The sequence below is a fragment of the Kitasatospora sp. NPDC038210 genome, from assembly GCF_055600605.1.
Genome location: NZ_JBVJYK010000005.1, coordinates 361,383 through 388,037, shown reverse-complemented (window position 1 = coordinate 388,037; position 26,655 = coordinate 361,383). Strand labels below are relative to the sequence as shown.

Below are 26,655 nucleotides of genomic sequence, written 5' to 3'. Positions count from 1 at the left end.
CGCCGACTTCCTGTGCGGCCTTCCCTGCGGACGCCGAGAAGGAATATGCAGACCGGTCTACAGATCTGCTATCGAGGACAGGGGCAGCCAGCTACCCCTGTGCGTCAGAAGTCGGTCTGGTCGACTTCTGACGCACAGGGCGTGGAAGCCGGGGCCCGGAATATGTAGACCGGTCTACCTTTCACTCGGTCCAGATGGCGGCGGCGGTGCGGTCGTCGGCGTAGCCCTTGGCGCGGACTTGGACCTGGCGCAGGAAGTCGACGGTGCCCGGGGGGTGGGGGTGGGCCCAGTGGGTGGAGAGGAAGTGGGCGACGGCGGGTTCGTCGGCGATCGGGCGGCTCAGGCCGGGGGTGCAGAGGAGCAGGATGTCGCCCGGGGTGGCGGGGACGAGCCGGAAGCGGAACGGGCGCGGGTCGGGGACCGAAGCCTCGGGCACCGGCGGCTGCCCGTCCGGGTGGTGCAGCAGGCGAGCCGCGTACGCGTCGATCCAGTGCCCGGAGCGCAGCAGGTAGAGGCCGCCCGGGCCGACGCCGAAGGCCGCGCGGTAGCCGGCCGCCGGGTCGAGCGAGACCATCAGGCAGTGCAACGAGGCCGGCGACGGCGTGTCGTCCCCCTCCGCCCGGGGCGCCAGCGCGCGCAGCGGGGCCGCGGCGCCGGTCGCCAGCCGCTGGAGACCGTAGCGGAGCCGGTCCCGGGCGCCGTCGCGCAGATCGGCGGCCAGCCCGACCCGGCTGCGTCCGATCGCGGCGGCGAGTTGGCGGCAAGCCTCGCCCGTGGCGGTGGCGACGGCCTCCGCGGTGACCGTGTCGTCCTCGGCGCCGCCCGTCCGGTCGAAGCCGCCCAGGACGGCGAGCAGCAGCCCGTCCGGTCCGTCGCCGAAACGGGTGACCACCAGGCAGTCCCGGCGTGCTTCCCCCCGGTAGCGGGCCGAGTCGCCGCGGACGGAGGCGGCGCGCAGCACGGACGGTCCGTACTGCGCCCCCTCCAGCACGGTGTCCGGGACGACCGAGCGCAGGGAGGCCGGGTCCGCCTCCGGTACGGCCGTCGGCTCGGGCCCGTACGTCGGGGGACGTTCGCCGACGTGCGGGACGGCGGCCCCGCCGTCGGCGAGCGGCGCACGGGCGGCCGGACGGGGGTCGGGCACGGCGGGAGGTGCGGGTTCCGGGTCGGGTTCGGGTGCCGGTGCGTGATCGGGCTCGGGTTCGGGCGAGGGGGTCGGGCGAGGGGTGGGTGCCGCGGCCGCCTCGGGTGCTTGGAGGTCCTCGACTGCTTCCGGCGCCTCGGCGGCCTCGGCGAGGTCCGGGACGGCGGTGACCTCCGGGACGGCGGTGACCTCCGGGACGGCGGCAACGACGGGCGCGGGTTCGACCTCGACGTCCTCGGCAACGGGTTCGGGCTCGGGCTCGGGCTCGGGCGTGGGCGCGGCGACCGGCTCCGGAGCCGACGGCAAGGCGGTCTTCTCCAGCGAGACCGAAGCAGCCTCCGGCTCGGACACCGCCTTCGGCTCCGGCTCGGACACCGCCTTCGGCTTGTCGTCGGCGAAGGAGGGTGCCGGGAACTGGTGGGTCTCCATGGCGCTCCGCTGACGCCCGGTCCCCTCCGTCCCGTCGATCACGCCGACGGCGGTGGCGAACCAGTCGTCGAGGCTGTCCCCACCGTCCTGCACGGGCTCCGGGGCAACAGCAGGCTCCGGCACAGGCACAGGCACAGGCACAGGCACGGGCTCCGGCGCAGGCTCCGGCTCGGACGCGGGCGCAGCTTCCGAAGCGGGCCCCGCCTCCGCCCCGGGCCCAGCCTCCGCCTCCGGCTCCCCCGACCGCTGCTGCCCGATGAGCCCGACCGCCGTGTCGAACCAGTCGTCGACGCTGCCGTCCCCCGGGTCGGCGTGCGGGGTGTCGGGGAGGGTGCCCGCCGGACCGTCGTAGACGGTGTCCCACCAGCCGTCGTCGGGCCGGTGCGGCTGTGCGGGTGCACCCTGCTTGCTCATCTGGCGGCTCCTGCTCGGTCCGTGGTCGCGCCGCCCCCGGCGGGCCGGGCTCGACGTCATTGTTCTCCACGGGCAACGACCCTGTCCGGGTTTCGGCGACAACCGGTCACCCACCGGAACATCCCGGCCACGCCGCCGACCAGCCGGTTCGTCGCCGTGTCCCGGTCATTTCGCGGCGGACGACACCGCTCCGTCCGTTTCCGTTCCGTCCGTGCTTGCCGGATGTGCCCGGAGCAGGGTGTTTCCTGGCCATCCGGGTGTGCGTACCCCCGAAAATGAGGGCCGATGGGGGGCATCGCTTCACACGTTCGGCTGATTAAATGTGCGCATGACCGCGTCGGCCCCCAGCTCGCCCCGACCGGGGAGGGCCGCACCGGCGGGCCGCCCGGTGGGTGCGCTGTTGGTCCTGCTGCTCGTCGCCCTGCTGACGATGCTGCCCTGCGCGGGCCAGGCGAAGGCGTTGGACGGGACCGCTCGTCCGGCGCCGGCCGCGGCGCCCGTCAGTGCCGTGACCGTCGTCAGCGTCCAGGTCGCGATCGGACAAGCGCCCCACGCCGGCCACGCCGCGCAGGCCACCAAGCCCGCCAGGGCCGCGAAGATCGCCGAGGTCGGCAAGGCCGCGAAGGCCTCCGACCAGCACCGGATCGCCGAGGACCAGGGTCACTGGATCCTCTGCACCGCCGATGGCGAGCCCCCGCGCAACAACGGCTGCTCCAGCCACCCGTTCTGCCCGCAGGACGCCCAGTTGCCGAATCCGCCGCCACAGCCCCAGCCCGCCGTGTCGCCCGTGACCCCGGGCGCGCCCGAGGCGCTGCCCCGGGTGGCGCCCGCGGGTCTGCTGGACGGTTCGCACCCGGCGCCCGACCTGCACGAGCTCCAGGTCCACCGGTCCTGAGCGGAACCCACCGCCGGCCCCGACGCCGGCGGATCCGCCCCGTCTCACCCTCCAGCTGACCGCCGCCACCGACCGGTGCGCGGCGGGGACAAGGACACCACCATGGGTTCCGCCTCGAAGCAGTCCAACAAGTCCGGCGGCAAGCAGGCCGGTCTCGACCGCCGCGCCCGGATAGCCGAGCTGCGCGCCGCCGAGCAGCGCCGCGAGCGCCGCAACAAGATCGTCGCCTCGGTGGTGGCCGGTGTGCTGGTGATCGGCGCGATCGCCACCGGCACCTGGATCGTCATGGACCAGAACCAGAAGAAGAAGGACAAGGAAGCCGCCGCCAACGCGGACATCCCGGGTGTGAAGACCTTCGGCGACCTGACCCGCAACCACGTCAAGGAGAAGGTCACCTACCCGATGACCCCGCCGGTCGGCGGCGACCACAACGCCGTCTGGCTGGACTGCATGGGCCACGTCTACGACCAGCCGGTCGAGAACGAGCGCGCCGTCCACTCGCTGGAGCACGGCGCGGTCTGGGTGACCTACAACGGCAAGGCCACGCCGGACGACATCAAGACCCTCTCCGACAAGGTGAAGGCCACCCCGTACTCGCTGATGAGCCCGTACCCGGACGAGCAGGGCACCATCACCCTGAACGCCTGGAGCACCCAGCTCGTCGTGGACAGCGCCAGCGACCCCCGGGTGAACCAGTTCTTCACCAAGTACGTCCAGGGCAAGCAGACCCAGGAGCCGGGCGCCTCCTGCACCATGGGGGCGATGTGACCGCCGACGCGGGCCGCCCCGAGGGTGTCGCGCCCGAGGGCGCCGCATCCGGGGGGGCGCTGTCCGGGGACGCCGTCGGGTCGGCCGCGGAGGCCGTGACGGGGGCCGTCACCGCCGAGGACGGCGGGGGCGCGGCGCCGCGCCGTCGGCGCATGTGGTGGCCGGCCGCGCTGGCCGCCGCCGTGGCGCTGGCGCTCGGGGTGCCGGCGCTGGTGGCGAGCGGCACCTCCGCCTCCGGCACCTCGCTGTCCGTCCCCGCGGACGACTCGCCCGAGGCCGGCTTCGCCCGCGACATGGCGACCCACCACCAGCAGGCGGTGGACCTGTCGTTCGTCGTGCGGGACCGCACGAGCGACGAGCCGACCCGCACCCTCGCCTTCGACATCATCAACACCCAGGCCAACCAGCGCGGGATGATGATGGGCTGGCTGGACCAGTGGGGGCTGACGCAGCACTCGACCGCCAAGCCGATGGCGTGGATGAAGATGGGCCACGACTACGAGGCGCACGACGGCTCGCTGATGCCCGGCATGGCCACCAACACGCAGATCGCGAAGCTGCGCTCGCTCAGCGGCCGGGACGCCGAGGTGTTCTACCTGCAGCTGATGATCGAGCACCACAAGGGCGGCGTCGAGATGGCCCAGGGCTATGTGGACCTGGCCAGGAACGACACCGAGAAGCGGCTGGCGCAGTCGATGGTGATCGCGCAGACCTCGGAGCTGCAGCTGATGACCGACATGCTCACGGAGCGCGGCGCGGCCCCCGGGGTGCCCGCCTCCTGAGCCGGGCCCGAACCGGCTCGACCCCCTCGTTCCCGGACGGCCGGGGCGCGGCCGACGGTCCCGTACCGTCCCCGCCGCGCCCCGGCCGTCCGCCGTCCCCACCCCTCGCGGAGACCTCGCATGACCCCCGCCTCCCCCGCGTCCCCCGCCGCCGGTTCCCCGGCCGCCCCGGACGCTCCTGCCGTCCCGTGGCTGATCGCCGGACTGGGCAACCCCGGACCGTGGTTCCGGCAGACCCGGCACAACGCGGGCTTCCTCGCCGTCGACCGGCTGGCCGAGCGGCACGGCGCCCGCTTCCGGCGGCGCGGTCTCGCCACCCTGGTCGCGGAGATCGAGGTCGACGGCCGGCCGGTGCTGCTCGCCAAGCCGCTGTGGTTCATCAACCTGTCCGGCCGCCCGGTGGCCGCGCTGCTGCGCCGGTACGGCGTGCCGGTGGAGCGGCTGGTGGTCGTGCAGGACGACCTGGATTTCGCGTTCGGCTCCGCCAAGCTCAAGCGCGGAGGCGGGCCCGGCGGCCACAACGGGGTGCGCTCGGTGGGCGAGGCACTGGGCACCCGCGACTTCGTCCGGCTGCGGTTCGGCGTCGGCCGGCCGCCGAAGGGGCAGAGCGTCGGCGACTTCGTGCTGAAGAAGTTCTCGGACGAGGAACTGGCCGCCATGCCAGGCGAGTTGGACCGCTGCGCCGACGCCCTGGAGACGCTGGTGCGGCTCGGCCTGAACCGGGCCCAGGACGCCCTGAACGCTCCCGTCCGCCGGACGTCCTGACAGCGCCGCCGGGGCTCGTCCTTCCGGCCTTCTGCCCGTCGGCCGAGCCGCGAGGGAGACACCGGAGGTATCCGATGACGCCGTGTCGGTGATCGGCCCGATCCTGCCGGCGTAGGGGGCGGGCCACGGGGCGGGGACGGTGGCGGAACCACCGGCAGGTGGTCGAGGTGATCGTGTGCGGGCCGTGGTGCTCGGTGGTCGGTAGCCGGGAAGGGTGCGGCTCGTCCGTGGGTCGTGTCGGACGGGCCGGCTCCGCAGATGGTGCGGGAGACCGACGTCAGGAACGGGCCGAGCGGCTCGTGCGGCGCGTCCCGGTCGTACGACTCGTGCGGGCCGCGGGGCTCGTGCGGGCCGCACCGGTGGTGGGGGTCGGCCGGGTGAGGACCGCGGCCGCCGTCGCGACCACCGCGAGGAGCAGCAGCACCGTCCGCCCACCGGACGTCGCGCCCGCCAGGTGGACACCCAGGACGGACAGTGCCATGCCGAGCGCCGTACCGAGGCTGCGCGCCATGTTCACCATGCCGCCGCCGACCGCCGAGCACTCCGCCGGGATCGCGCGCATCACCAGCGCGTTGTTGGCCGGCAGCAGCAGGCCCAGTCCGTACCCGGCGACCAGCAGCGGGGCCGCCGAGCCGGTCGAGGCCGGGAGTACGGCGAACAGCAGCAGTCCGGCGGCCGCGACGGCCGCACCGAAACGGCACCTGGTCACGTCGGACCAGCCCCGGGGCAGCAGCCCGCCGCCGACCGTCGCGGCGAACGCGAACGCGGCGGGCAGCAGGGTGACCAGCAGGCCCGCGCCGGCCGTCGACACTCCCGCACCGGTGAGCAGCACGGGGCCCAGCACGAGCGGGCAGAACAGCAGCAGGTAGCCGATCAGCGCGATCACCAGGCCGGACCGTACGCCCGGGGTGTTGACCAGTCCGGGTGCCAGGATCGGCCGGGCGGCCCGCCGCTCCTGGCGCACGAGTGCGGCGGTGAGCACGGCGGCGGCGAGCAGCAGGACGGCGACGATCCACCCGGGCAGCGGCAGGCCGGAGGCGGTGGACAGGGCGAGCAGCAGTGCGGTGGTCGCCCCGGCGAGCAGCAGCATGCCCGGCAGGTCGAAGCGGGCTTCACCGCGGGCCGGGCGCACCGCCGGCCGCACCGCCGGGCGCTTCCCGGCGTTCGGTACGACCCGCGCCCGGGGCACCGGGCCCGGTACCGGGTTCGGGCTCGGGATCGGCGCCGGGCTCGGGATCGGCGCCGGGCTCGGGATCGGCGCCGGGCTCGGGATCGGCGCCGGGCTCGGGATCGGCGCCGGGCTCGGGATCGGGCCCCGGCCCGGGAGGCCCGTCCGGGTGCGGGGCAGCAGGTACCAGCCCGCCAGGATGCCGAACACGGCGATCGGTACGTTGACCCAGAACACCCAGCGCCACGAGGCGTGTTCGACCAGCAGCCCGCCGAGGCTGGGGCCGAGCGCCAGCCCGAGGCCCTGTGCCGAGGCCTGGATGCCGAGCGCGCGCCGCATCGCGTGCTCCGGAACGCCGCGTGCGACCAGCGCGACGCTGTTGGCCTGCATCATCGCGGCGCCGACGGCCTGGACGGCCCGGCAGCCGACCAGGATCCAGAGGCTTCCGGCGAATCCGGCGCCGAGGGAGGAGAGGCCGAAGACGGCGAAGCCGCCGATGTACATCGTCTTGCGGCCGACCAGGTCGGACAGCCGGCCGATCGGCGCCAGCAGGGCGACCAGGACGAGCAGGTAGGCGAGGGCGACCCACTCGACGGCGGCGAAGCCCGCGTCGAAGTGGTGGCCGATGGCGGGGAAGACCAGGGCGATGACGCTGGCGTCGAGCTGGCCGAGGAAGGCACCGAGACAGACCGTGCCGACGGCCAGCCAGTGGGCGTGGCGCCAGCCGGCTATGCCGCGGGGGCGGGGCCGCTCGGTGAGCAGCCGTGCGGCAAGGGCGGTGGCGTTCATGCAACGAATATATCGGATGCAGATATGTTCTTTCTACGAGCAGATCGACCTGCGATACGAAGCGTCTCACCGGCCGCCCGTGCCCGCGTCCGAGGGGCGGACCACGCCCCCGGAACGCCCCGTACCAGGAGATACGCTGTCCGCCATGCCGTCGTCACCACACGTTCCCGATTCCGCCACCGCAAGCCCCGACCCGGCGGTCGAGCACGCCCGGCGACTGACCGACACCGTCACCCGGCTGCGCCGCGCACTGCGCAGCAGCATCCGCACCGACTACCCGTGGGAGTCCCTGCCGATGGCGCAGGTCGAACTCCTCCAAACCCTCGCCGCCGCACCGCTGCGGGTCGGCGAGCTGGCCGCCCGGCAGCGACTGGCACCCAACACCGTCAGCGGGCTGGTCGGCAAGCTGCTCGAAGCCGGCTTCGTGGACCGCCAGGCCGACCCCGGCGACCGCCGCACCGCCCGGATCGCCCTCACCCCGGCCGGCCGGCGCCAGCTGGACGACTGGCAGCACGCCCACGAGCGGCGCATCGCCACCGCGCTCGACACCCTCGACCCGGCCGACCGCACGGCGGTCGTCGACGCCCTGCCCGCGCTGGAACAGCTCGCCCGCGCCCTCGCACAGCCGGGGACCGGCGCCGAACACGGCTGACCCGGCGGCCCCGGTCCGGCCACCCCACCCCTGCGACCCGGCTCCGCCCGTCCGCCGGTCCGCCCGTCCGCGCCGTCCGCGCCGTCCGCGCCGTCCGCCCGGGAGCAAAACCGCTGGTCGTCATGCCGGGCGGGCCGCTAGCGTCCCGGCATGACCACAGCACGGGTACGCATCGAGCCCTGGACGGACGCCGACCTGGCGCTGCTGCGCCGGGTCAACACGCCGGAGATGAAGAAGCACGTCGGCGGGCCGGAGACCGAGGAGCAGCTGCTCGTCCGGCACCGCCGCTACCTCGACTTCGTCCCGTCCGGCCTCGGCTGCATGTACCGGATCGTGCTGCTGCCCGACGGCGCGCCGACCCCGGGCGAGGCGGCCGCGGGTGAGCGGGTCGCGGGCGAGCCGGTCGGCACGGTCGGCTACGGCACCCGGACCTGGGCGGGCGAGACCGTGCACGAGATGGGATGGAACGTGCTGCCCGGCCACCAGGGCCGCGGCATCGCCGTCGCCGCCACCCGGGCGGCGGTCGCGGCCGCCCGCCGCGAGGCGGCCCACCGATACCTGCACGCCTTTCCGTCGGTGGACAACCCGGCTTCCAACGCGGTCTGCGCGAAGGCCGGGTTCACGCTGCTCGGCGAGACGGACTTCGAGTTCCCGCCCGGACGGTTCATGCGCAGCCACAACTGGCGGGTGGACCTGCGCAGTTCGGACTGACGGACGGCATCGGGGCGGCGCGGTGCGGACGGCGGGGTCCGGACGGCGGGCGCGGCACGGCGGGCGCGGCACGACGGGCGCGGGGCGCCGCTCAGAACAGCGTGCCGCTCTCCAGCTCCAGCAGCTGCCGCTTGCGGTCCACGCCCGCCGCGAAGCCGGTGAGCGCGCCGCTGGCGCCGAGCACCCGGTGGCACGGGCGCACGATCAGCAGCGGGTTGGCGCCCACCGCGCCGCCGACCGCCCGGACCATCCGCGGCTCCTGCCCGGCCAGTTCGGCGAGTTCGCCGTAGGTGACCGTGGTGCCGTACGGGATCTCGTCCAGCGCGGCCCAGATCCGGCGGCGGAACTCGGTGCCCACCGGCGCGAGCGGGAGGTCGAACCCGGTGCGCTCGCCAGCGAAGTAGGCGGTCAGCTGGGCGACCGGCTCGGCGAGCGCCTCCGGGTCGAGGACCCAGTCGTCGGCGGGCTCGGCCAGCGCGTACTTCTGGCCCGGCGCGGTGACGGTGGCCAGCGCGGCCGGCCCGCCGTCCTCGGGCAGGACGCCGCTGAGCAGCAGCCGACCGAAGGGGCTCTCCATGGTGGTGTAGACGGTGGTGCTCATGCTCGTTCGTTCTCCGTTCCGGTACTGGTGGTCGCGGGGCCGGCCCACAGCCGGTGGACCGCGTAGGAGCGCCACGGGGCCCAGGCCTCGGCCGCGCGGGCGGCGGACTTCGGGTCGCCCGGGGCGCCGAGCCGGACGAGGCCGTGCTTGACGCCCACGTCGCTCGGGAGGAAGACGTCGGGGTCCGCGAGGGCCCGCATCCGCAGGTAGCCGACCGTCCAGGGGCCGATGCCGGGCAGGTCCAGCAGCCGGGCCGCGGCCTCCTCCCGGTCGACCCCGCTGTCGAGGCTCACCACGCCCTCCGCCAGGGCCGCGCACAGCCCGGTGAGCGCGCGGCGGCGGGCGACGGGCATCGCGAAGTCCTCCGGGGCCGCGGTGGCCAGCGCCGCCGCGGTCGGGAAGAGCAGTCGCAGGCCGCCGCTGGGCTCGGGCAGCGCGGTGCCGTACTTCTCGGCGAGCCGGCCCGCCAGGGTACGGGCGGCGCCGACGCTGATCTGCTGGCCGAGGACGGCGCGGACGGCGAGTTCGTGCGGGTCCACGTGCCCGGGCGAACGCAGGCCGGGGCGCTCCCGGACCAGCCGGCCGAGCACCGGGTCGGCGCCGAGCTGATCGTCGACCGCGAGCGGGTCGGCGTCCAGGTCGAAGAGGTTGCGCAGGCGCTGGACGGCGGTCGGCAGGTCGCGCAGGTCCGCGAGGAACAGCCGGCAGTCCAGCCAGCCCCGGGTGCGCGGCTCGCCGGGCGACAGGCCGTCGACCTCGGCGATGCCGTGGCCGTACGGGAGCGCGAGGGTGCGCCGGTAGGTGCGGACGCCGGGACGCCCGCCGGGGACGACCTCCTCCACGCCGGGCACGGCGCGCAGGGCGAGGAAGTCGATCAGGTGGTCGCTGTCCAGCGCACCGCGGTAGGCCAGGCGCAGGGTCAGGCCGCCGGCCGGGGTCGCGGTGCGCCGGCCGGCCGCGACCTCGGCGCGCAGACCGCTGGGGGTGCGGTCGTAGACCTCGCGCACGGTGTCGTTGAACTGGCGGACGGAGGCGAAGCCGGCCGCGAACGCGACGTCGGTGACGGGCAGTTCGGTGGTCTGGAGGAGCAGCCGGGCGGTCTGGGCGCGACGCGCACGGGCCAGCGCGATCGGGCCGGCGCCGAGCTCGGCCGTGAGCTGGCGCTGCAGTTGGCGGGAGCTGTAGCCGAGACGGTCGGCCAGGCCGGCGACGCCCTCGCGGTCCACGACGCCGTCCCCGATGAGGCGCATCGCACGGCCGACCAGGTCGGCGCGGTGGTTCCACTCCGGCGAGCCCGGCACGGAGTCGGGGCGGCAGCGGCGGCAGGCACGGAAGCCGGCGCCCTGGGCGGCTGCGGCACTGGGGTAGAAGACGCAGTTGACTCGCTTGGGGGTCACGGCCGGGCAGCTCGGCCGGCAGTAGATACCGGTGGAGGTGACCGCCGTGAAGAAGACGCCGTCGAAGCGGGCGTCCCGGCTGTCCACGGCTCGGTAGCGGATGTCGTCGTCGATCACGTTGTCCAGTTTGCGGGATCGGGTGGGGGGTGACTGGCGGGAATCGGACATCGCCGTTGGGGGGCCCTCCCCCTCCCCTCCCGCCCCTCCCCCACCGTGCCCCGAAAATCGGGGGCCGTGCGAACGACCCGCGGCTACGCTCGCCCCATGAGCGAGCAGCCCGACGCCCAGCCCGGAACCCAGCCCGACGCCCCGCGCGCCGATCACTCCTACGTCGGCCCGGACGACCCGCGGGTCGTCGCCCTGCCTCCGGAGGAGTTCGCGTTCCCCGGCCCGCTGCGCGACGAACTGGTCGCGGCCGTCCTCAGCGGTGCGAAGACCAGCACCACCGGCCTGGTCGCCGACTACGAGCACGAGGGTGAGCCCCTGCCGCTGGTCGGCGAGCGGGCCGCCGTCCTCGACTCGGACGGCCGCCGGATCGCGGTGATCGAGACCACGGACGTCCGTGTGGTCCCGCTCGCCGAGGTCGATCTGCAGCACGCCCTGGACGAGGGCGAGGGCTACCGCACCGTGGCCGAGTGGCGTGCCACGCACGAGCGCTTCTGGCGCAGCCCGGAGATGCTCGACGCCCTCGATGACCCGGACTTCACCGTGGACGACGCCACTCCGCTGGTCCTGCAGCGGTTCCGCCTGGTGGCGGACCTCCGCTGAGCCGGACCGCCGCTGAGGCGGGCCGGCCCGGCGCCGTCCGGCCACCGCCGCCGCAGCGCTACGGTGGCCGGCCGACGCCGACGCCGACTGGTCAGCGCTTCACCGGCCCTCCCGCGGCACGCATCGACTTGGTGATCGTCTTCCACTTCTGCAGCCGCGCCTTGGCCACCCGGGCGTCCGAACGCGAGGCGATCCACTCGTTCTCGCGCTGGAGCTTGAGGTAGCTGTCCATCCGGCGCTGCGGGAGGGTGCCGTCGGCCAGCGCCTCCTGCACCGCGCAGCCCGGCTCGGTGTGGTGACCGCAGTCGTGGAAGCGGCACTCCTCGGCCAGCTCCGCTATGTCGGCGAAGGCCAGGTCCACGCCCTCGCCACCGTAGAGGCCGACCTCGCGCAGCCCGGGGGTGTCGATCAGCACGCCGCCGCCGGGCAGCGGGATCAGCTCGCGGGTGGTCGTGGTGTGGCGACCCTTCTGGTCGACCTCGCGGGCCTCCTGGACGGTCATCACGTCGGCGCCGGCCAGCGCGTTGGTGAGCGTGGACTTGCCGACGCCGGACTGGCCGATCACCGCGGTGGTGCCGGGGGTGCAGGCGCGCAGCACGTCCATGCCGTCCCCGGTCTCGGCGCTCACCACGAGCACCGTGACCCCGGGCGCGACCGCCTCGACGTCGGAGCGGATGAAGTCGGCGTCGTCCACCAGGTCGGCCTTGGTGAGGACGACCAGCGGTTCGGCGCCGGACTCCCAGGCGAGGGCGAGGAAGCGCTCGATCCGCCCGAGGTCGGGATCGGTCGCGAGGGAGGAGGCGATCAGGACGGTGTCGACGTTGGCCGCCAGCACCTGGCCGTCGGAGCGCTTGCCGGCCACCTTGCGGATGATCGCGGTGGAGCGCGGCAGCAGCGCGACGACGGCCGCCATCGGCCGGGCGTGGAGGTCCACGGCCGCCCAGTCGCCCGTGCACGGGCAGTTGATCATGTCGGCGTCACCGACCGGCCGGGTGTCGAACCGGACGGTGCGCGGCTCGCCCGTCTCCGGGTCGGCGATCACGGCGTCGCACTGGCCGCGGTCGACCCGGACGATCCGGGCCGGGAGCAGCCCGGCCTCGCCCAGCGGTTCGAACAGCTCCGCGAGCTCGGACGTCCAGCCGTAGCCGGTCAGGGCGGAGCCCGTGGACGCGGAGTCTGCGTCGGGCAGGGAGGAAGAAGAAGAGGTGGAGAGAGAGAACGACGGAACGGAGGCAGCGTTGGTCAACGCAGTGGCCCTTCGGGAGGAGATCGTCCCGGCGGGCTACGGCTGGCGCGAAGGGCTCAGCCGGCGGCCGGGAAAAGGAGGTGAACGCGAGTGCTGCCCTGGGCAGCTATCGGGGCGACAACGACCACGGGGGTTCACCTCCTGCTCTCTACTCCTCGGGCGGCCCAATGGCCCCCGAACCGGACACGTCACACGCTAGCGAAGCGGCCCGGCCTCGCCAACCCATTTTTGACCTGCGGAAACGCGCTCCGAGGCAGGCCGCGAAGCCTTCCGGGAGGGAAGCCGGCTACCCCCCGTACCGGTGCTTGAGGTTCGGGTCGTCCAGCCACCACGGCCGCATCCCCGTCTCGTCCTCCTCCGGCCGCCCCGCCGCCCGCGCCTCCTCGGCCGCCGCCTCGAAGCGCGCGTCCAGCTCGGCGTCCACGGCCCGGATCTCCTCCCGCCCCTGCACCACCATCCGCCGCACCAGCGCGGCCAGGAACGGCAGCCCGACCAGGTCCCCCAGCACCCAGAACGCGTTGCCGCCCCAGGTCTGGTCCTGGGCCGGGGTCGGCCCCCACGGGCGCCCGAGCGCCACGTAGTAGTGCTCGGCGACGAGGTGGCCGCCGTAGATCAGCACGATCCCGAGCCCGGCGTCGAAGATCACCTCCGCGAAGGTGATGAACAGCCCGACCAGGTGCGGGTACTCGTGCCCGACCGGGTCGATCTGCAGCCGCGGCCAGAAGTAGGCGAGCCCGAGCAGCACCAGCGCCAGGTGCAGCAGCACGTTCCCGGACGCGCTGGACACCGACTCCTCGTACCAGGGCGTGAAGTAGAGCAGCCACGGCGGCGCCATCAGCAGGGCGGTGGAGACCGCCGGGAACATCAGCACCTTGGACGGGCGGCTGCGCAGCACCCGCAGGATCCGGTCCCGCCGGGCCGGCGGCGCGGACCCGACCAGCAGCGAGACGGGCGCGCCGAGCGCGAGCAGCAGCGGGACGACCATCAGCAGCAGCACGACCTGCACGGCCCGGTCGGTGAAGAGGATCCGGTCGTAGACGCCGAGGCCGGAGCAGGTGCACCAGATCCACAGCAGCAGTCCGCCGAGGAACGCGGCGGTGCGGCTGGGCCTCCAGCGCTCGCCGCCGGACCGGTGGACGGCGCGCGCCGCGAGCAGGTACCAGGCGCCGAGCAGCACCGAGAGGGTGAGCACCAGCGGCTCGGCCGTCCAGGAGGCGACCAGGTCGGACCACTGCCACGGCGGCGGTCCGTCGTAGGCGAGCACGGAGACCGCGCCGTCCACCGCGCCGTTCATCCGTCCGCCACCTCGCTCGTACCCGCAGCCACCGAGGCGGCGAGCCGTCCGCGCCGTCACCGTCGGGCCCCGCGGCGGACGCCGCGACGCCCGGCCATGATGTCCCCGCGCGACCGGCCCGCCGCACGCGGGGCCCTCCTCTATACCCGCCCCTGAGGAAAGCTTTACCGATCCCCAACAAAGCTTTGCCCAGGCAAAGTTCTGCCCGTGGAACCCCTGCGGTCGCAACCGCGGCCACGACACAAACGTCTGGCAGGATGCCGGTCGGCGAGACCCGCCACGTGGGTGACAAGGGGACGACAAGAGGTGCGAAGCACTGCACGCGGGGAGGGCCGCCGACTGGCCGAGCGCCACCGCAACATCGAGCTGGGCCTGCTGGCGCTCGCGGTGGCCGTCTGTCTGGCGGGACACGTCGAGGCCGATCTGGCGCTGACCGGCTCGTTGCCGCCCGGACTGCTGGTGCACGGCCTGTCACTGGGGGCGCTCGCCGGGGCGGCGCACCTGGCGGTGCGCCGGTTCGCACCGTACGCGGACCCGCTGATCCTGCCGTTGGGGGTCTTCCTGACCGGCTTCGGCCTGGTGCTGCTGGACCGGCTGGACATCAGCTACAAGGCCGCGCACAGCGCCAAGGGCGACTACCAGAAGCTCCCGGCCGCGCCCTCCCAGCTGATGTGGGTGTTCATCTCGGTGGCAGTGGCGATCGCGCTGATCGTGCTGGTCAAGCACCACCGGTTCTTCCAGCGCTACGTCTACCTGCTGATGGCGGGGGCGCTGATCCTGCTGGCGGCGCCGGTGGCCTCGCCCAGCGACAGCTTCGGTGCCAAGCGCTGGATCCGGCTGTTCGGGCTCTCCTTCGAGCCGGACGAGTTCGTGAAGGTCGCGATCACGATCTTCTTCGCCGGCTACCTGATGGCCTCCCGGGACGCGCTCGCGCTGGCCGGCCGCAAGATCTGGGGGCTGACCCTGCCGCGCGGCCGGCACGCCGGGCCGGTGCTGGCGATCTGGGTGGTCAGCCTGCTGGTGCTGATCTTCGAGCGTGACCTGGGCACCTCGCTGATCTTCTTCGGCGTCTTCATCGTGATGCTGTACGTGGCGACCGAGCGCACCAGCTGGGTGGTGCTCGGCCTGCTGATGGCGGTCGGCGGCGCGGCGGTGGTCGGCACGGTGGAGCCGCACGTGCACGGTCGCGTCGAGGCCTGGCTGCACCCGCTCGACTACTACAAGCCGGTGCACGACAAGGCGATCTCCGAGCAGCCCGCCGAGGCCCTGTTCAGCCTGGGCACCGGGCACCTGACCGGGACGGGCCTGGGCTCGGGCAGGCCCTGGCTGATCGGCTTCGCCGGGCGCAGCGACTTCATCTTCACCACCATCGGCGAGGAGCTGGGCCTGGCCGGGGTGACGGCGGTCCTGCTGGTGTACGTGCTGCTGATCCAGCGGGGACTGCGCACCGCGGTCGGCCTGACCGACCCGTTCGGCAAGCTGCTGGCCACCGGCCTGTCGGCGGCGCTGGCGTTGCAGATCTTCGTGGTCGTCGGCGGGGTGAGCGGGCTGGTCCCGCTGACCGGCAAGGCGCTGCCCTTCCTGGCCGCCGGCGGTTCCTCCCTGCTGGCGAACTGGCTGATGATCGCACTGCTGATCAAGCTGAGCGATTCCTCCGGGCGCACCGCCCTGGAACCGGCCCAGCCCTCCCCCGAGCCGCTCCCGGCCCAGGCGGCACCGGCGGCGGCCGCCCCGTCCACCCCGTCCGCCCCGTCCGCCCCGGACCGGACGTCCCCGGACCGGACGCCCCGGAACCGGACGCCCACCCCGGCGACCCCGAACCCGGCAGCCGCGGGCCCGACCGACCCGCGGTCCGGCACGCCGGGCGACGCCGACCCCTCCGCCGCGCGGACCGAGCTGCGCCCCCGGTACGGCCGCACCCCCGCCGCACCGCAGTACGGCGACGCCCGGAACCCCACCACCTGACCGACCGACCGACCGGCGCGCGGACCGCCGGACCCACGGCCCGACGCCCCCCACGGAGCGGCGAACCCCGGACACGCCACAGGGCCTCCCCCGCACCCGCGGGAGAGGCCCTGTCCGTCAGTCCGTCATCGCACCCGTACGCCGCGGCCCGCCTCCGCCTACCGCTGCTCCCACGGCGGCCGCGGCGGCCGCGGCGGGTACCCCGGCACCTGTTGCCCCGGCGGCCCGAGGGGTTCCGGCGGCCCGGACGGCCCCGCCCCCGCGGCCGTCGGCGGCGGCCCGGACGGCCGGTCACTGTCCGGCGGCGGCGGGGCGGGCCGGTGGTGCGGCCCGCCGCGGGCGGTGAGCCGGCCGCGCACGTTGTCGGCGGCCAGCACGTCGGCCCACCGCTCCGGGTACTCGGAGGGCACGTCGACGTCATCGCCCTCGTCCTCGCCCCACTCCTCCTCGGCGCCCTCGGCGAGCCCGAGTTCGCGGGCGCGCCGGGCCCGTTCGACGGCCCGCCGGGCGGCGACCTCGCGGACCACGGCGGCGGCCGCCTCCTCGTGGGCCCGCTCGTTCTCGGCGCGGGCGTCGGCGGTCTCCAGGGTGGGCCAACGCCGGTCTATCGCGGCGTTCATGGCGGCGCCGATGAGCACCGCGAGGGCCACCACGAAGATCCACAGCAGCACGGCGACCGGCGCCGCCAGCGAGCCGTACACCGAGGGGCCCTCGACCGAGCTGACCAGGTAGAGCCGCAGGCCGACGCTGCAGAAGACCAGCACCACCAGGGCGACCAGGGCGCCGGGGATGTCCTCGCGCCACGGCGTCGAGACCGGGACGGCCAGGTGGTACAGCGTGGTCAGCGAGACGATCAGCAGCACGATGGCGACTGGCCAGTACGCGGCGCCGACCAGCCCGGCGACCCCGGGCACGGCGTTCTCCACCAGCCCGGGCCCGGCCATCAGCAGCGGCAGCACCAGGGAGCCGATCACCAGCGCGCCGAGGTAGAGGCCGAGGGACATCAGCCGGGTCTTGACGATGCCCCGCTTGCCGTCGAGCCCGTACATGACGGTGATGGTGTCGATGAAGATGTAGAGGGCCCTGGAGCCGGACCACAGCGACAGCAGGAAGCCGATCGAGATGAGGTCCGGCCGGGTGTGGTCGAAGACCTGGCTGAGCAGCGGTTTGACGACCTCGTTGACCGAGGAGTCCGACAGCACCGTCCCGGAGGCCGAGACGATGTCGTGCTTGAGCCGGTCGATCGTGCCCGCGCCGAGGAACTCGTCGAGGTAGCCGAGGGTGGCGGCGAGGCCGAGCAGCAATGGTGGGATCGACAGCAGGGTGAAGAAGGCCGCCTCCGCGGCGAGGCCGGTGACCCGGTACTCGACGCAGGTGTTGGTGGTGTCCCTGACCAGCTCCCACGCGGTGCGGCGCCAGGTGGCCTGTTTGGCCGCGCGCCGGGATCCCTTGCCCCGGCGCCGGGAGGGCCGCGACTCGGGGTTCGGTCTGCTCGTATCGCCTGCTGCTTGCACAGGCCTAACGGTATCGGGCCGGGGCGCTCCGGTTGATCTCCCCCGAGGTGCGGGCGCCCGGGCGGACACCGGGCCGCGAGCGGCGGGAACCTCCGACCGTCCCATATGACGAAACCTCAGCGTCCACCATTTGGATGTTAGTGGACCGCGAGTCATGCGCCGTGCGAATCTCTTGCCATGTCTAGCGCCGGAACCACCCTGGTAGGTCGACTCCACGTCGATCTCCTTCGCGTGTCCAGCGCCATCTGTCCGGTGACCTGAGCCCACCCCCGCCGCACCACCGCACCCGGCGCCACCCGTTCCCGCCATCCCCGCTGCAGCGGATGCGCAGGCGCCCGCCCGCCTCGGTCACTGTCTTCCCGGCCTTGATAAACCCGCAGGTCAGAGCAGCACCGCACGGCTGAGCACGCCCCGCGACCCACCCGGCGCCAGCGCCACCTGCCCCGAAGGACTTCACCATGGCCACCTCCCCCGAGACCGTCGAGCCCACGGCCGACAGCCCCGCTGCGCGCCGCCCCCCCGCGGCCCGCAAGGTGACCCGCCACCGCGGCGAGGGCCAGTGGGGCATGGGCCACCACACTCCCCTCAACGCCAACGAGCAGTTCAAGAAGGACGACGACGGTCTCAATGTGCGGACACGCATTGAGACGATCTACGCGCACCGCGGCTTCGACTCGATCGACCCCGCCGACCTGCGCGGCCGGATGCGCTGGTGGGGCCTCTACACCCAGCGCAAGGAGGGCATCGACGGCGGCAAGACCGCGATCCTCGACCCGCACGAGCTGGACGCCGAGTACTTCATGCTCCGGGTCCGCATCGACGGCGGCCGGCTGACCGTCGCCCAGCTGCGGGCGGTCGCCGAGGTCTCCGAGCAGTACGCGCGCGGCACCGCCGACCTGACCGACCGCCAGAACATCCAGTACCACTGGATCCGGATCGAGGACGTCCCCGCGATCTGGCAGAAGCTGGAGGCCGTCGGCCTGTCCACCACCGAGGCCTGCGGCGACACCCCGCGCGTCATCCTCGGCTCCCCGGTCGCCGGCGTCGCCGAGGACGAGATCATCGACGGCACCCCCGCCATCGAGGAGATCCAGCGCCGCTTCATCGGCAACAAGGACTTCTCCAACCTGCCGCGCAAGTTCAAGTCCGCGGTCTCCGGCTCCCCGCAGCTGGACGTCGCGCACGAGATCAACGACGTCGCCTTCGTCGGCGTCGTCCACCCCGAGCACGGCCCGGGCTTCGACCTGTGGGTCGGCGGCGGCCTGTCCACCAACCCCAAGCTGGGCGTGCGGCTGGGCGCCTGGGTGCCGCTGGACGAGGTGGCGGACGTCTACGGCGGCGTCATCGGCATCTTCCGCGACTACGGCTACCGCCGCCTGCGCAACCGCGCCCGGCTGAAGTTCCTGGTCGCCGACTGGGGCGTGGAGAAGTTCCGCCGGGTGCTGGAGGACGAGTACCTCAAGTACCGGCTGGTCGACGGCCCCGCCCCCGCCGAGCCCGCCGCCCGCTGGCGCGACCACGTCGGCGTCCACAAGCAGAAGGACGGCAGGTTCTACATCGGCTTCGCGCCGCGCGTCGGCCGGGTCGACGGCAAGCTGCTCGGCGAGGTCGCCGACCTCGCCGCCGCCCACGGCAGCGACCGGCTGCGCACCACCGCCGAGCAGAAGATGCTGATCCTCGACATCGCCGAGGAGCACGTCGAGTCGGTGGTCGCCGGCCTGGAGGCGCTCGACCTGCGGGTCACCCCGTCGCCGTTCCGCCGCGGCACGATGGCCTGCACCGGCATCGAGTTCTGCAAGCTCGCCATCGTCGAGACCAAGGAGCGCGGCCGCACGCTCATCGACGAACTGGAGCAGCGTCTGCCGGAGTTCGCCGAGCCGCTGACCATCAACATCAACGGCTGCCCGAACGCCTGCGCCCGCATCCAGGTCGCCGACATCGGCCTCAAGGGCCAGCTCGTCACCGACGAGAACGGCGAGCAGGTCGAGGGCTACCAGGTGCACCTGGGCGGCGCGCTCGGCCTGGAGGCCGGCTTCGGCCGCAAGGTCCGCGGCCTCAAGGTCACCAGCGCCGGCCTGCCCGACTACGTCGAGCGCCTGCTGACCCGCTACCAGGCCGACCGCACCGACGGCGAGCGCTTCGCCCAGTGGGCGGCCCGGGCGAGCGAGGAGCAGCTGTCGTGAACGAGCTCAGCGAGAGAACGGATCAAGCAGGGCGTCGTTCGCGAAGCGAACGCCGAGCGCAGCGAGGTGGGCGATGAGTGAGCGAGCCGCACCCTTCTTCTGCCCCTACTGCGGGGACGAGGACCTGCGCCCGTCCGAGGCCGGGCACGGCGCCTGGGAGTGCCACGCCTGCCGCCGCGCCTTCCAGCTGAAGTTCCTCGGCCTGCTGGCACCGACCGACCACGGGGGGACGTCCCATGAGCAGCACCGCGACTGACCACGAGGCGGCCGCCGTCCGAGCCGGCCGCGAGCTGGAGGAGGCGACCCCGCAGGAGATCCTGCGGTGGGCCGCCGACACCTTCGGCAAGCGGTTCTGCGTCACCTCCTCCATGGAGGACGCGGTCGTCGCCCACCTCGCCTCCTCGGTGCTCCCCGGCGTGGACGTGGTGTTCCTGGACACCGGCTACCACTTCCCGGAGACCATCGGCACCCGGGACGCGGTGGCCGCGACCATGCCGGTCAACGTCATCACGCTCACCCCGCTGCGGACCGTGGCCGAGCAGGACGCCGAGCACGGGCCGAACCTGCACGACCGCGACCCGGACCTCTGCTGCTCGCTGCGCAAGGTCGAGCCGCTCAACCGCGGCCTCGGCGGCTACGACGCCTGGGCCACCGGGCTGCGCCGCGACGAGTCGCCGACCCGGGCGAACACCCCGGTGGTCGCCTGGGACCCGAAGCGCCGCAAGGTCAAGATCGCACCGATCGCCCGGTGGACGCAGGAGGACGTGGACGCCTACGTCGCCGCGAACGGCGTGCTGCTCAACCCGCTGCTGTGGGAGGGCTACACCTCGGTCGGCTGCTCGCCGCTGTCCTGCACCCGCAAGCCCGCCGAGGGCGAGGACGCCCGGGCCGGCCGCTGGTCCGGCTCCGGCAAGACCGAGTGCGGCATCCACCTCTGACCAGCGGCATCCGCCCCGCATCCATCCCTGACGAAAACTGTCGATTCTCGCGTGAGGAAGCAACCGTGACAGCAGACACCCTGGCCGCCGACGGAGCCGCAGAGGCGGCCCCCGCAGCCGCCCCCTGCGAGCGCGGCGCCACCGTGTGGCTGACCGGGCTGCCCAGCGCGGGCAAGACCACGCTGGCCTTCGCCCTCGCCGAGCGGCTGCGCGCCGAGGGCCACAAGGTCGAGGTCCTGGACGGCGACGAGATCCGCGAGTTCCTCTCCAAGGGCCTCGGCTTCTCCCGCGAGGACCGGCACACCAACGTCACCCGGATCGGCTTCGTCGCCGAGAAGCTCGCCTCGAACGGCGTCAAAGTGCTCGCCCCGGTGATCGCCCCGTTCGCCGACTCCCGCGCCGCCGTGCGCGAGCGGCACACCGCGGCCGGCACCGCGTTCCTGGAGATCCACGTCGCCACCCCGGTCGAGCTGTGCGCCGAGCGTGACGTCAAGGGCCTGTACGCCAAGCAGGCGGCCGGCGAGATCTCCGGTCTCACCGGTGTGGACGACCCGTACGAAGCCCCGGAGCGCCCGGAGTTGCGGATCCAGACGCAGGGCCGCGAGGTCGCCGACTCCGCCGCCGAGCTGCACGCCTTCCTGACCGAGAGGGGACTCGCATGACCACCGCGACCGACAGTCTCGTCCGCACCGGGGACAACCCCTTCGCGCTGTCCCACCTGGACGCGCTGGAGGCCGAGTCGGTGCACATCTTCCGCGAGGTCGCGGGGGAGTTCGAGCGCCCGGTGATCCTCTTCTCCGGCGGCAAGGACTCCATCGTCATGCTGCACCTGGCGCTCAAGGCCTTCCACCCCGCGCCGGTGCCCTTCTCCCTGCTGCACGTCGACACCGGGCACAACTTCCCCGAGGTCATCGCCTACCGCGACCGCGTCGTCGCCGAGCACAACCTGCGCCTGCACGTCGCCCACGTCCAGGACTTCATCGACCGCGGCGTGCTGCGCGAGCGCCCGGACGGCACCCGCAACCCGCTGCAGACCGTCCCGCTGCTCGACGCCATCGAGCAGAACCGCTTCGACGCCGTGTTCGGCGGCGGCCGCCGCGACGAGGAGAAGGCCCGCGCCAAGGAGCGCGTCTTCTCGCTGCGCGACGAGTTCGGCGCCTGGGACCCGCGCCGCCAGCGCCCCGAGCTGTGGTCGCTGTACAACGGCCGGCACGCGGTCGGCGAGCACGTGCGGGTGTTCCCGCTGTCCAACTGGACCGAGCTGGACGTCTGGCAGTACATCGAGCGCGAGGGCATCGAGCTCCCGGAGATCTACTACGCCCACGAGCGCGACGTCTTCGCCCGCAACGGCATGTGGCTGACCGCCGGCGAGTGGGGCGGCCCCAAGGACGGCGAGCCGGTCCAGCGGCGGCTGATCCGCTACCGCACCGTCGGCGACATGTCCTGCACCGGGGCCGTCGACTCCGACGCCACCACCATCCAGGCCGTGATCGCCGAGATCGCCGCCAGCCGCCTCACCGAGCGCGGCGCCACCCGCGCCGACGACAAGCTGTCCGAGGCCGCGATGGAAGACCGCAAGCGCGAGGGGTACTTCTAATGAGCACGACCATCGAGACCACCGCCACCTCGCTGCTGCGCTTCGCCACCGCCGGATCCGTGGACGACGGCAAGTCCACCCTGGTCGGCCGCCTGCTGCACGACTCCAAGTCGGTGCTCGCCGACCAGCTGGAGGCGGTCGAGCACGCCTCGCGCAGCCGCGGCCAGGACGCGCCCGACCTCGCGCTGCTCACCGACGGCCTGCGCGCCGAGCGCGAGCAGGGCATCACCATCGACGTCGCCTACCGCTACTTCGCCACCCCGCGGCGGCGGTTCATCCTCGCCGACACCCCCGGGCACGTGCAGTACACCCGCAACATGGTCACCGGCGCCTCCACCGCCGAGCTCGCCGTCGTCCTGGTCGACGCCCGCAACGGCGTGGTCGAGCAGACCCGCCGGCACGCCGCCGTCGCCGCCCTGCTGCGGGTGCCGCACGTGGTGCTGGCCGTCAACAAGATGGACCTGGTCGGCTACGCCGAGCCGGTGTTCGCCGCGATCGCCGCCGAGTTCACCGCCTACGCGGCCTCGCTCGGCGTCGAGGACGTGCTGGCGGTGCCGATCTCGGCCCTCGCCGGGGACAACGTCGTCGAGCCGTCCGCCCACATGGACTGGTACGGCGGCCCGACCCTGCTCGAACACCTGGAGACGGTGCCGGTCGGCAGCGACCCGAGCGCCGAGCCGGCCCGCTTCCCCGTCCAGTACGTGATCCGCCCGCAGACCGAGGAGCACCCCGACTACCGCGGCTACGCGGGCCAGTTGGCCTCCGGCGTGCTGCGCGTCGGCGACCCGGTCACCGTCCTGCCGTCCGGCCTCACCAGCACCGTCGCCGGCATCGACGCGCTCGGCCGGGAGACCGACATCGCCTGGGCCCCGCAGTCCGTCACCGTCCGGCTCACCGACGACCTCGACATCTCCCGCGGCGACCTCCTCGCCGCCGGGCCGGCGCCCGCGCCGACCAAGGACATCGAGGCGACCGTCAGCCACCTCAACGAGCGGCCGCTGCGCGCCGGGGACAAGGTGCTGCTCAAGCACACCACCCGCACGGTGCGCGCGCTGGTCAAGGAGGTCTCCTACCGGATCGACATCGACACCCTGGAACGGCGCAGCGGCGCCGAGGGGTTGACCGTCAACGACATCGGCCACGTGCGGCTGCGCACCGCCGAGCCGCTGGCGCTGGACACCTACTCCGCCAACCGCCGCACCGGCTCGTTCCTGCTGATCGACCCGGCGGACGGGACGACCCTCACCGCCGGCATGGCGGGCGAGGCCTTCGAGGCCGTACGCGGCGACGACGCACCCGACGCACCCGAAGAGGAGGACTGGGTCTGATGCCCAGCGAGGCGTTCTCGGGCATGGACAAGGAAGGCGGCCGCGTCGGCAGCGGCGTCCTCGGCAGCGGCCAGGGCGGCCTGACCCGATGTGTGGGCCGACAGGGCTGAGAACGCCCTGTCACCGGGCTGTCTTCCCCCACAGCCGCCCGGCTTGCCCCGGCACTCCGCTGCCGCGCGCACCACCTTCCGAACCTTCCGCCCGGGACCGCCTCCTGACGGTCCATCCGCGAACAGGACTCACCATGGCACCGAACCCGTCCTCCTCCCATGTCCCGGCCCGCCCGAACGCCGGCCGGATCAGACGCACGGCGGCGGCCGCAGCGGCCGGCCTGACCGCGGTGGCCCTGCTGTCGGCCTGCAGCTACGGCTCCAAGGCCGACAAGTCCTCCGACGCCAAGCCCGGCGCGGCGGCCGCCGCCGGTGACTCCGCCGCGAAGCTCTCCGCCGACAGCGTGAAGATCGGCTACTTCGCCAACCTCACCCACGGCACCCCGCTGGTCGGCCTCCAGGAGGGCATCTTCCAGAAGGAGTTGGGCGCCACCCAGATCAAGACCCAGGTCTTCAACGCGGGCCCGGCCGAGATCGAGGCGCTCAACGCGGGCTCGATCGACATCGGCTGGATCGGCCCCTCCCCCGCGGTCAACGGCTACACCAAGTCCGACGGCAAGTCGCTGAAGATCATCGGCGGTTCGGCCTCCGGCGGGGTCAAGCTGGTGGTCAACCCGGACAAGGTCTCCTCCCTGGACGACCTCAAGGGCAAGAAGATCGCCACCCCGCAGCTGGGCAACACCCAGGACGTGGCACTGCTCAACTACCTCGCGGGCAAGGGCTACAAGGTCGACGCGGCGTCCGGCGCGGGCGACGTCTCGGTGGTGCGCACCGACAACAAGGTCACCCCGGACGCCTACAGGTCCGGCTCCGTAGACGGCGCCTGGGTGCCCGAGCCCACCGCCTCCAAGCTGGTCACGCTCGGCGCGAAGGTCCTGCTCAACGAGAAGGACGTCTGGCCGGACAAGAAGTTCGTGATCACCAACATCATCGTCTCGCAGAAGTTCCTCAAGGAGCACCCGGACGTGGTGGAGGCCGTGCTGCGCGGCTCGGTGAAGACCAACGCCTTCATCAAGGCCAGCCCCGACAAGGCCAAGGCCGACGCGAACGAGGCGATCAAGAAGGAGGCCGGGAACTCCCTGGAGCCGGCCGTGCTCGACCCGGCCTGGGCCGACATCGACTTCCTGGACGACCCGCTGGCGAACACCCTGCAGGCCGAGGCCGACCACGCCGTCACCGCCGGGCTCCTCAAGAAGCCCAACCTGAACGGCATCTACGACCTCACCCTGCTGAACAAGGTCCTCGCCGCCCAGGGCCAGGCCGCCGTGGCGGACGCCGGGCTCGGCGCCAAGTAGCGCTCCCGGAAGAGCCGTTCGTCCCCGACTCCGCGGTCCGGCCCCCGCCCGCCCGGTCGATCCCCGATCGATGCCCACCGGGACGGGCGGGGCCCGGGCCACGGCCCCGACCCGCAGCCCGCAGCCCGCAGCCCGCAGACCACTCACGCAGGAGGTGCCACGGATGACCCCGGCACTGACCACCTCGGCGGAAACCACCGGCGCCGACGCCCACGGCGGCGCGCCCGCCGTCCGCATCTCGCACGTGCACAAGTCCTTCGGCCGCCCCGGCGCCCGGACCCACGTCCTCGACGACATCACCCTCGACGTCGCTCCCGGCGAGTTCGTCACCCTGCTCGGCGCCTCGGGCTGCGGCAAGTCCACCCTGCTCAACCTGGTCGCCGGCCTCGACGAGCCCAGCGCGGGCAGCATCGAGGTGCCCGGCGGCCGCCCCGCCCTGATGTTCCAGGAACACGCGCTGTTCCCCTGGCTCACCGCCGGAAAGAACATCGAACTCGCCCTCAAGCTGGCCGGCCTGCCCCGCGCCGAGCGCCGAGCCGAGGCCGAGCGCCTGCTCGAACTCGTCCGACTGAAGGGCGCGCACGGCAAGCGGGTGCACGAGCTGTCCGGCGGCATGCGCCAGCGCGTGGCGATGGCCCGGGCGCTCGCCCAGGGCAGCAAGGTGCTGCTGATGGACGAGCCGTTCGCCGCGCTGGACGCCATCACCCGGGACGTGCTGCACGACGAGATCACCCGGATCTGGGCCGAGCGGCAGCTGTCCGTCCTCTTCGTCACCCACAACGTGCGCGAGGCGGTGCGCCTGGCCCAGCGGGTCGTGCTGCTCTCCTCCCGCCCCGGCCGGGTCGCCCGCGAGTGGCGGATCGACCTGCCGCAGCCGCGCCGCATCGAGTCCGCGGGCGTCGCCGACCTGTCCATCGAGATCACCGAAGAACTGCGTGGGGAGATCCGTCGCCATGGCCAGCACTGACACCACCCCCGTCCTGGAGAAGACCGACCCGACCGACCCGACCGGCGCGGCCCGGAAGGGCGCGGGCGACACCGCCGACACCGCCGACGTCGGCGCGGGCCTGGACGCCCTCGACGCCGTCACCGCGCAGCGCGGCTCGCTCGGCGAGGCGCTGCGGACCAAGGCGCTGCCGCCGCTGATCGGCGTGCTGGTGGTGCTCGCGCTCTGGCAGGGGGCGTACAGCCTGCACGTCACCTCCTCGTACAAGCTGCCCAGCCCGGCGGACGTGTGGCACTCCGCGCAGGACCTCTGGTACCAGGGCACGCTGTTCTCCATCATCTGGACCAGCGTCTGGCGCGGCCTGTCCGGCTTCCTGCTCGCCGTGGTGATCGGCACCCCGATCGGGCTGGTGGTGGCCCGGGTCCGGCCGGTGCGCACCGCGATCGGGCCGGTGCTGCAGGGCCTGCAGTCGCTGCCCTCGGTCGCCTGGGTGCCGGCCGCGGTCATCTGGCTCGGCATCAACGACTCGATGATGTACGCGGTGATCCTGCTGGGCGCCGTCCCGTCCATCGCCAACGGGCTGGTGGCCGGCATCGACCAGGTACCGCCGCTGTTCCTGCGGGCCGGGCGCACCATCGGCGCCACCGGACTGGCGGGTGCCCGGCACGTGCTGATCCCGGCCGCGCTGCCGGGCTACCTGGCCGGGCTCAAGCAGGGCTGGGCGTTCTCCTGGCGCTCGCTGATGGCCGCCGAACTGGTCGCCTCCTCCCCCGACCTGGGCCGGGGCCTGGGCCGGTTCCTGGAGGACCAGCGCGAGTTCTCCGACATGTCCGGGGTGCTGCTCGGCATCGTGCTGATCCTGTTCGTCGGCATCGCCATCGAGCTGCTGGTGTTCACCCCGGTCGAGCGCCGGGTGCTGCGCAACCGCGGCCTGCTGGGCACCGGCAAGTGAGGCG

General features: G+C 73.6%; 25 protein-coding genes. 18 read left to right on the top strand and 7 right to left on the bottom strand.

All coding sequences use genetic code 11. From position 1 onward, the window contains the following. Positions 1–181: 181 nt before the first annotated feature. Complete coding sequence (locus ACZ7KX_RS13380) at positions 182–1,987, bottom strand: PP2C family serine/threonine-protein phosphatase (RefSeq protein WP_470326546.1); 1,806 nt, start codon at positions 1,985–1,987, stop codon at positions 182–184. A gap of 328 nt (positions 1,988–2,315) precedes the next feature. Here ACZ7KX_RS13380 and ACZ7KX_RS13375 point away from each other — a divergent pair, with 328 nt between their 5' ends. The 4 genes from ACZ7KX_RS13375 to pth all read left to right on the top strand — a co-directional run bounded on the left by ACZ7KX_RS13375 (position 2,316) and on the right by pth (position 5,197). Further along, positions 2,316–2,882 (top strand): hypothetical protein, encoded by a 567-nt coding sequence (locus ACZ7KX_RS13375; RefSeq protein WP_470326545.1) that lies wholly within the window; start codon positions 2,316–2,318, stop codon positions 2,880–2,882. 102 nt (positions 2,883–2,984) lie between these two features. After that, on the top strand, positions 2,985–3,650 hold the full coding sequence (locus ACZ7KX_RS13370; RefSeq protein ID WP_350523609.1) for a DUF3105 domain-containing protein: 666 nt from the start codon (positions 2,985–2,987) through the stop codon (positions 3,648–3,650). 152 nt (positions 3,651–3,802) lie between these two features. Then, the gene (locus ACZ7KX_RS13365; RefSeq protein WP_402808380.1) at positions 3,803–4,432 is read left to right on the top strand and encodes a DUF305 domain-containing protein; all 630 of its coding nucleotides are present in this window, start codon (positions 3,803–3,805) and stop codon (positions 4,430–4,432) included. A gap of 120 nt (positions 4,433–4,552) precedes the next feature. Continuing rightward, the gene (pth, locus tag ACZ7KX_RS13360) at positions 4,553–5,197 is read left to right on the top strand and encodes an aminoacyl-tRNA hydrolase (RefSeq protein WP_470326544.1); all 645 of its coding nucleotides are present in this window, start codon (positions 4,553–4,555) and stop codon (positions 5,195–5,197) included. Positions 5,198–5,474: 277 nt separating this feature from the next. Here pth and ACZ7KX_RS13355 read toward each other — a convergent pair whose 3' ends face one another. Next, positions 5,475–7,154, bottom strand: coding sequence for an MFS transporter (locus ACZ7KX_RS13355; RefSeq protein WP_470326543.1), 1,680 nt, complete (start codon positions 7,152–7,154; stop codon positions 5,475–5,477). A gap of 145 nt (positions 7,155–7,299) precedes the next feature. On the opposite strand from ACZ7KX_RS13355, the gene ACZ7KX_RS13350 reads away from it, so the two are divergent. Then, positions 7,300–7,806, top strand: a complete 507-nt coding sequence (locus ACZ7KX_RS13350; RefSeq protein ID WP_470326542.1) for a MarR family winged helix-turn-helix transcriptional regulator — start codon at positions 7,300–7,302, stop codon at positions 7,804–7,806. 150 nt (positions 7,807–7,956) lie between these two features. Continuing rightward, positions 7,957–8,517 (top strand): GNAT family N-acetyltransferase, encoded by a 561-nt coding sequence (locus ACZ7KX_RS13345; RefSeq protein WP_470326541.1) that lies wholly within the window; start codon positions 7,957–7,959, stop codon positions 8,515–8,517. Positions 8,518–8,608: 91 nt separating this feature from the next. Here the strand turns inward: ACZ7KX_RS13345 and ACZ7KX_RS13340 are convergent, their stop codons facing one another. Both ACZ7KX_RS13340 and ACZ7KX_RS13335 read right to left on the bottom strand, forming a co-directional pair. Then, positions 8,609–9,118 carry a methylated-DNA--[protein]-cysteine S-methyltransferase gene (locus ACZ7KX_RS13340; protein WP_396553041.1) on the bottom strand — a complete coding sequence of 170 codons (510 nt, stop codon included), beginning with the start codon at positions 9,116–9,118 and terminating at the stop codon, positions 8,609–8,611. Beyond that, positions 9,115–10,683 carry a DNA-3-methyladenine glycosylase 2 family protein gene (locus tag ACZ7KX_RS13335; RefSeq protein WP_470326540.1) on the bottom strand — a complete coding sequence of 523 codons (1,569 nt, stop codon included), beginning with the start codon at positions 10,681–10,683 and terminating at the stop codon, positions 9,115–9,117. Before ACZ7KX_RS13335 ends, ACZ7KX_RS13340 begins: the two co-directional genes overlap by 4 nt. Before the next feature lie 96 nt (positions 10,684–10,779). Here ACZ7KX_RS13335 and ACZ7KX_RS13330 point away from each other — a divergent pair, with 96 nt between their 5' ends. Continuing rightward, complete coding sequence (locus ACZ7KX_RS13330) at positions 10,780–11,283, top strand: ASCH domain-containing protein (RefSeq protein WP_470326539.1); 504 nt, start codon at positions 10,780–10,782, stop codon at positions 11,281–11,283. 91 nt (positions 11,284–11,374) lie between these two features. On the opposite strand, the gene rsgA is transcribed toward ACZ7KX_RS13330, so the two are convergent. Both rsgA and ACZ7KX_RS13320 read right to left on the bottom strand, forming a co-directional pair. After that, entirely contained in the window at positions 11,375–12,472 is a 1,098-nt protein-coding gene (rsgA, locus tag ACZ7KX_RS13325; protein WP_470326691.1) for a ribosome small subunit-dependent GTPase A, read from the bottom strand. A 343-nt stretch (positions 12,473–12,815) separates the two neighbouring features. Continuing rightward, positions 12,816–13,823, bottom strand: a complete 1,008-nt coding sequence (locus ACZ7KX_RS13320; RefSeq protein ID WP_470326538.1) for a cytochrome c oxidase assembly protein — start codon at positions 13,821–13,823, stop codon at positions 12,816–12,818. 306 nt (positions 13,824–14,129) lie between these two features. On the opposite strand from ACZ7KX_RS13320, the gene ACZ7KX_RS13315 reads away from it, so the two are divergent. Further along, positions 14,130–15,788, top strand: coding sequence for an FtsW/RodA/SpoVE family cell cycle protein (locus ACZ7KX_RS13315; protein ID WP_470326537.1), 1,659 nt, complete (start codon positions 14,130–14,132; stop codon positions 15,786–15,788). Positions 15,789–15,946: 158 nt separating this feature from the next. Here ACZ7KX_RS13315 and ACZ7KX_RS13310 read toward each other — a convergent pair whose 3' ends face one another. Next, positions 15,947–17,302 carry a YihY/virulence factor BrkB family protein gene (locus ACZ7KX_RS13310; protein WP_470326536.1) on the bottom strand — a complete coding sequence of 452 codons (1,356 nt, stop codon included), beginning with the start codon at positions 17,300–17,302 and terminating at the stop codon, positions 15,947–15,949. A gap of 177 nt (positions 17,303–17,479) precedes the next feature. Between ACZ7KX_RS13310 and ACZ7KX_RS13305 the strand changes: the two genes are divergently transcribed. From ACZ7KX_RS13305 to ACZ7KX_RS13260, 10 genes are all read left to right on the top strand, one after another. After that, on the top strand, positions 17,480–17,563 hold the full coding sequence (locus ACZ7KX_RS13305) for a putative leader peptide (RefSeq protein ID WP_318264789.1): 84 nt from the start codon (positions 17,480–17,482) through the stop codon (positions 17,561–17,563). A 197-nt stretch (positions 17,564–17,760) separates the two neighbouring features. Beyond that, positions 17,761–19,485, top strand: coding sequence for a nitrite/sulfite reductase (locus tag ACZ7KX_RS13300; protein WP_470326535.1), 1,725 nt, complete (start codon positions 17,761–17,763; stop codon positions 19,483–19,485). Between the two features lie 73 nt (positions 19,486–19,558). Then, positions 19,559–19,741 (top strand): hypothetical protein, encoded by a 183-nt coding sequence (locus tag ACZ7KX_RS13295; RefSeq protein WP_350523596.1) that lies wholly within the window; start codon positions 19,559–19,561, stop codon positions 19,739–19,741. Next, positions 19,722–20,423 (top strand): phosphoadenylyl-sulfate reductase, encoded by a 702-nt coding sequence (locus ACZ7KX_RS13290; RefSeq protein ID WP_470326534.1) that lies wholly within the window; start codon positions 19,722–19,724, stop codon positions 20,421–20,423. Before ACZ7KX_RS13295 ends, ACZ7KX_RS13290 begins: the two co-directional genes overlap by 20 nt. Positions 20,424–20,503: 80 nt before the next feature. Further along, positions 20,504–21,085, top strand: coding sequence for an adenylyl-sulfate kinase (cysC, locus tag ACZ7KX_RS13285; RefSeq protein WP_470326690.1), 582 nt, complete (start codon positions 20,504–20,506; stop codon positions 21,083–21,085). Beyond that, positions 21,082–22,020: a sulfate adenylyltransferase subunit CysD gene (cysD, locus tag ACZ7KX_RS13280; RefSeq protein ID WP_470326533.1), complete on the top strand. Its 939-nt coding sequence runs from the start codon at positions 21,082–21,084 to the stop codon at positions 22,018–22,020. The genes cysC and cysD overlap by 4 nt, the downstream gene beginning before the upstream one ends. Further along, a complete protein-coding gene (locus tag ACZ7KX_RS13275; RefSeq protein WP_470326532.1) occupies positions 22,020–23,348 on the top strand; it encodes a sulfate adenylyltransferase subunit 1 in 1,329 nt (442 codons plus the stop codon). The genes cysD and ACZ7KX_RS13275 overlap by 1 nt, the downstream gene beginning before the upstream one ends. 244 nt (positions 23,349–23,592) lie before the next feature. Continuing rightward, entirely contained in the window at positions 23,593–24,753 is a 1,161-nt protein-coding gene (locus tag ACZ7KX_RS13270; RefSeq protein WP_470326531.1) for an aliphatic sulfonate ABC transporter substrate-binding protein, read from the top strand. Between the two features lie 163 nt (positions 24,754–24,916). Further along, the gene (locus tag ACZ7KX_RS13265; RefSeq protein ID WP_470326530.1) at positions 24,917–25,720 is read left to right on the top strand and encodes an ABC transporter ATP-binding protein; all 804 of its coding nucleotides are present in this window, start codon (positions 24,917–24,919) and stop codon (positions 25,718–25,720) included. Next, positions 25,707–26,651, top strand: a complete 945-nt coding sequence (locus tag ACZ7KX_RS13260) for an ABC transporter permease (RefSeq protein WP_470326529.1) — start codon at positions 25,707–25,709, stop codon at positions 26,649–26,651. The genes ACZ7KX_RS13265 and ACZ7KX_RS13260 overlap by 14 nt, the downstream gene beginning before the upstream one ends. The last annotated feature ends 4 nt before the right edge of the window (positions 26,652–26,655 follow it).

Excerpts from the sequence above, each read along its gene's own strand:
- ACZ7KX_RS13380 (WP_470326546.1), bottom strand. The coding sequence starts at position 1,987 with ATGAGCAAGCAGGGTGCACCCGCACAGCCGCACCGGCCCGACGACGGC.
- ACZ7KX_RS13375 (WP_470326545.1), top strand. The coding sequence starts at position 2,316 with ATGACCGCGTCGGCCCCCAGCTCGCCCCGACCGGGGAGGGCCGCACCG.
- ACZ7KX_RS13370 (WP_350523609.1), top strand. The coding sequence starts at position 2,985 with ATGGGTTCCGCCTCGAAGCAGTCCAACAAGTCCGGCGGCAAGCAGGCC.
- ACZ7KX_RS13365 (WP_402808380.1), top strand. The coding sequence starts at position 3,803 with ATGTGGTGGCCGGCCGCGCTGGCCGCCGCCGTGGCGCTGGCGCTCGGG.
- pth (WP_470326544.1), top strand. The coding sequence starts at position 4,553 with ATGACCCCCGCCTCCCCCGCGTCCCCCGCCGCCGGTTCCCCGGCCGCC.
- ACZ7KX_RS13355 (WP_470326543.1), bottom strand. The coding sequence starts at position 7,154 with ATGAACGCCACCGCCCTTGCCGCACGGCTGCTCACCGAGCGGCCCCGC.
- ACZ7KX_RS13350 (WP_470326542.1), top strand. The coding sequence starts at position 7,300 with ATGCCGTCGTCACCACACGTTCCCGATTCCGCCACCGCAAGCCCCGAC.
- ACZ7KX_RS13345 (WP_470326541.1), top strand. The coding sequence starts at position 7,957 with ATGACCACAGCACGGGTACGCATCGAGCCCTGGACGGACGCCGACCTG.
- ACZ7KX_RS13340 (WP_396553041.1), bottom strand. The coding sequence starts at position 9,118 with ATGAGCACCACCGTCTACACCACCATGGAGAGCCCCTTCGGTCGGCTG.
- ACZ7KX_RS13335 (WP_470326540.1), bottom strand. The coding sequence starts at position 10,683 with ATGTCCGATTCCCGCCAGTCACCCCCCACCCGATCCCGCAAACTGGAC.
- ACZ7KX_RS13330 (WP_470326539.1), top strand. The coding sequence starts at position 10,780 with ATGAGCGAGCAGCCCGACGCCCAGCCCGGAACCCAGCCCGACGCCCCG.
- ACZ7KX_RS13320 (WP_470326538.1), bottom strand. The coding sequence starts at position 13,823 with ATGAACGGCGCGGTGGACGGCGCGGTCTCCGTGCTCGCCTACGACGGA.
- ACZ7KX_RS13305 (WP_318264789.1), top strand. The coding sequence starts at position 17,480 with ATGTCTAGCGCCGGAACCACCCTGGTAGGTCGACTCCACGTCGATCTC.
- ACZ7KX_RS13300 (WP_470326535.1), top strand. The coding sequence starts at position 17,761 with ATGGCCACCTCCCCCGAGACCGTCGAGCCCACGGCCGACAGCCCCGCT.
- ACZ7KX_RS13295 (WP_350523596.1), top strand. The coding sequence starts at position 19,559 with ATGAGTGAGCGAGCCGCACCCTTCTTCTGCCCCTACTGCGGGGACGAG.
- ACZ7KX_RS13290 (WP_470326534.1), top strand. The coding sequence starts at position 19,722 with ATGAGCAGCACCGCGACTGACCACGAGGCGGCCGCCGTCCGAGCCGGC.
- cysD (WP_470326533.1), top strand. The coding sequence starts at position 21,082 with ATGACCACCGCGACCGACAGTCTCGTCCGCACCGGGGACAACCCCTTC.
- ACZ7KX_RS13275 (WP_470326532.1), top strand. The coding sequence starts at position 22,020 with ATGAGCACGACCATCGAGACCACCGCCACCTCGCTGCTGCGCTTCGCC.
- ACZ7KX_RS13270 (WP_470326531.1), top strand. The coding sequence starts at position 23,593 with ATGGCACCGAACCCGTCCTCCTCCCATGTCCCGGCCCGCCCGAACGCC.
- ACZ7KX_RS13265 (WP_470326530.1), top strand. The coding sequence starts at position 24,917 with ATGACCCCGGCACTGACCACCTCGGCGGAAACCACCGGCGCCGACGCC.
- ACZ7KX_RS13260 (WP_470326529.1), top strand. The coding sequence starts at position 25,707 with ATGGCCAGCACTGACACCACCCCCGTCCTGGAGAAGACCGACCCGACC.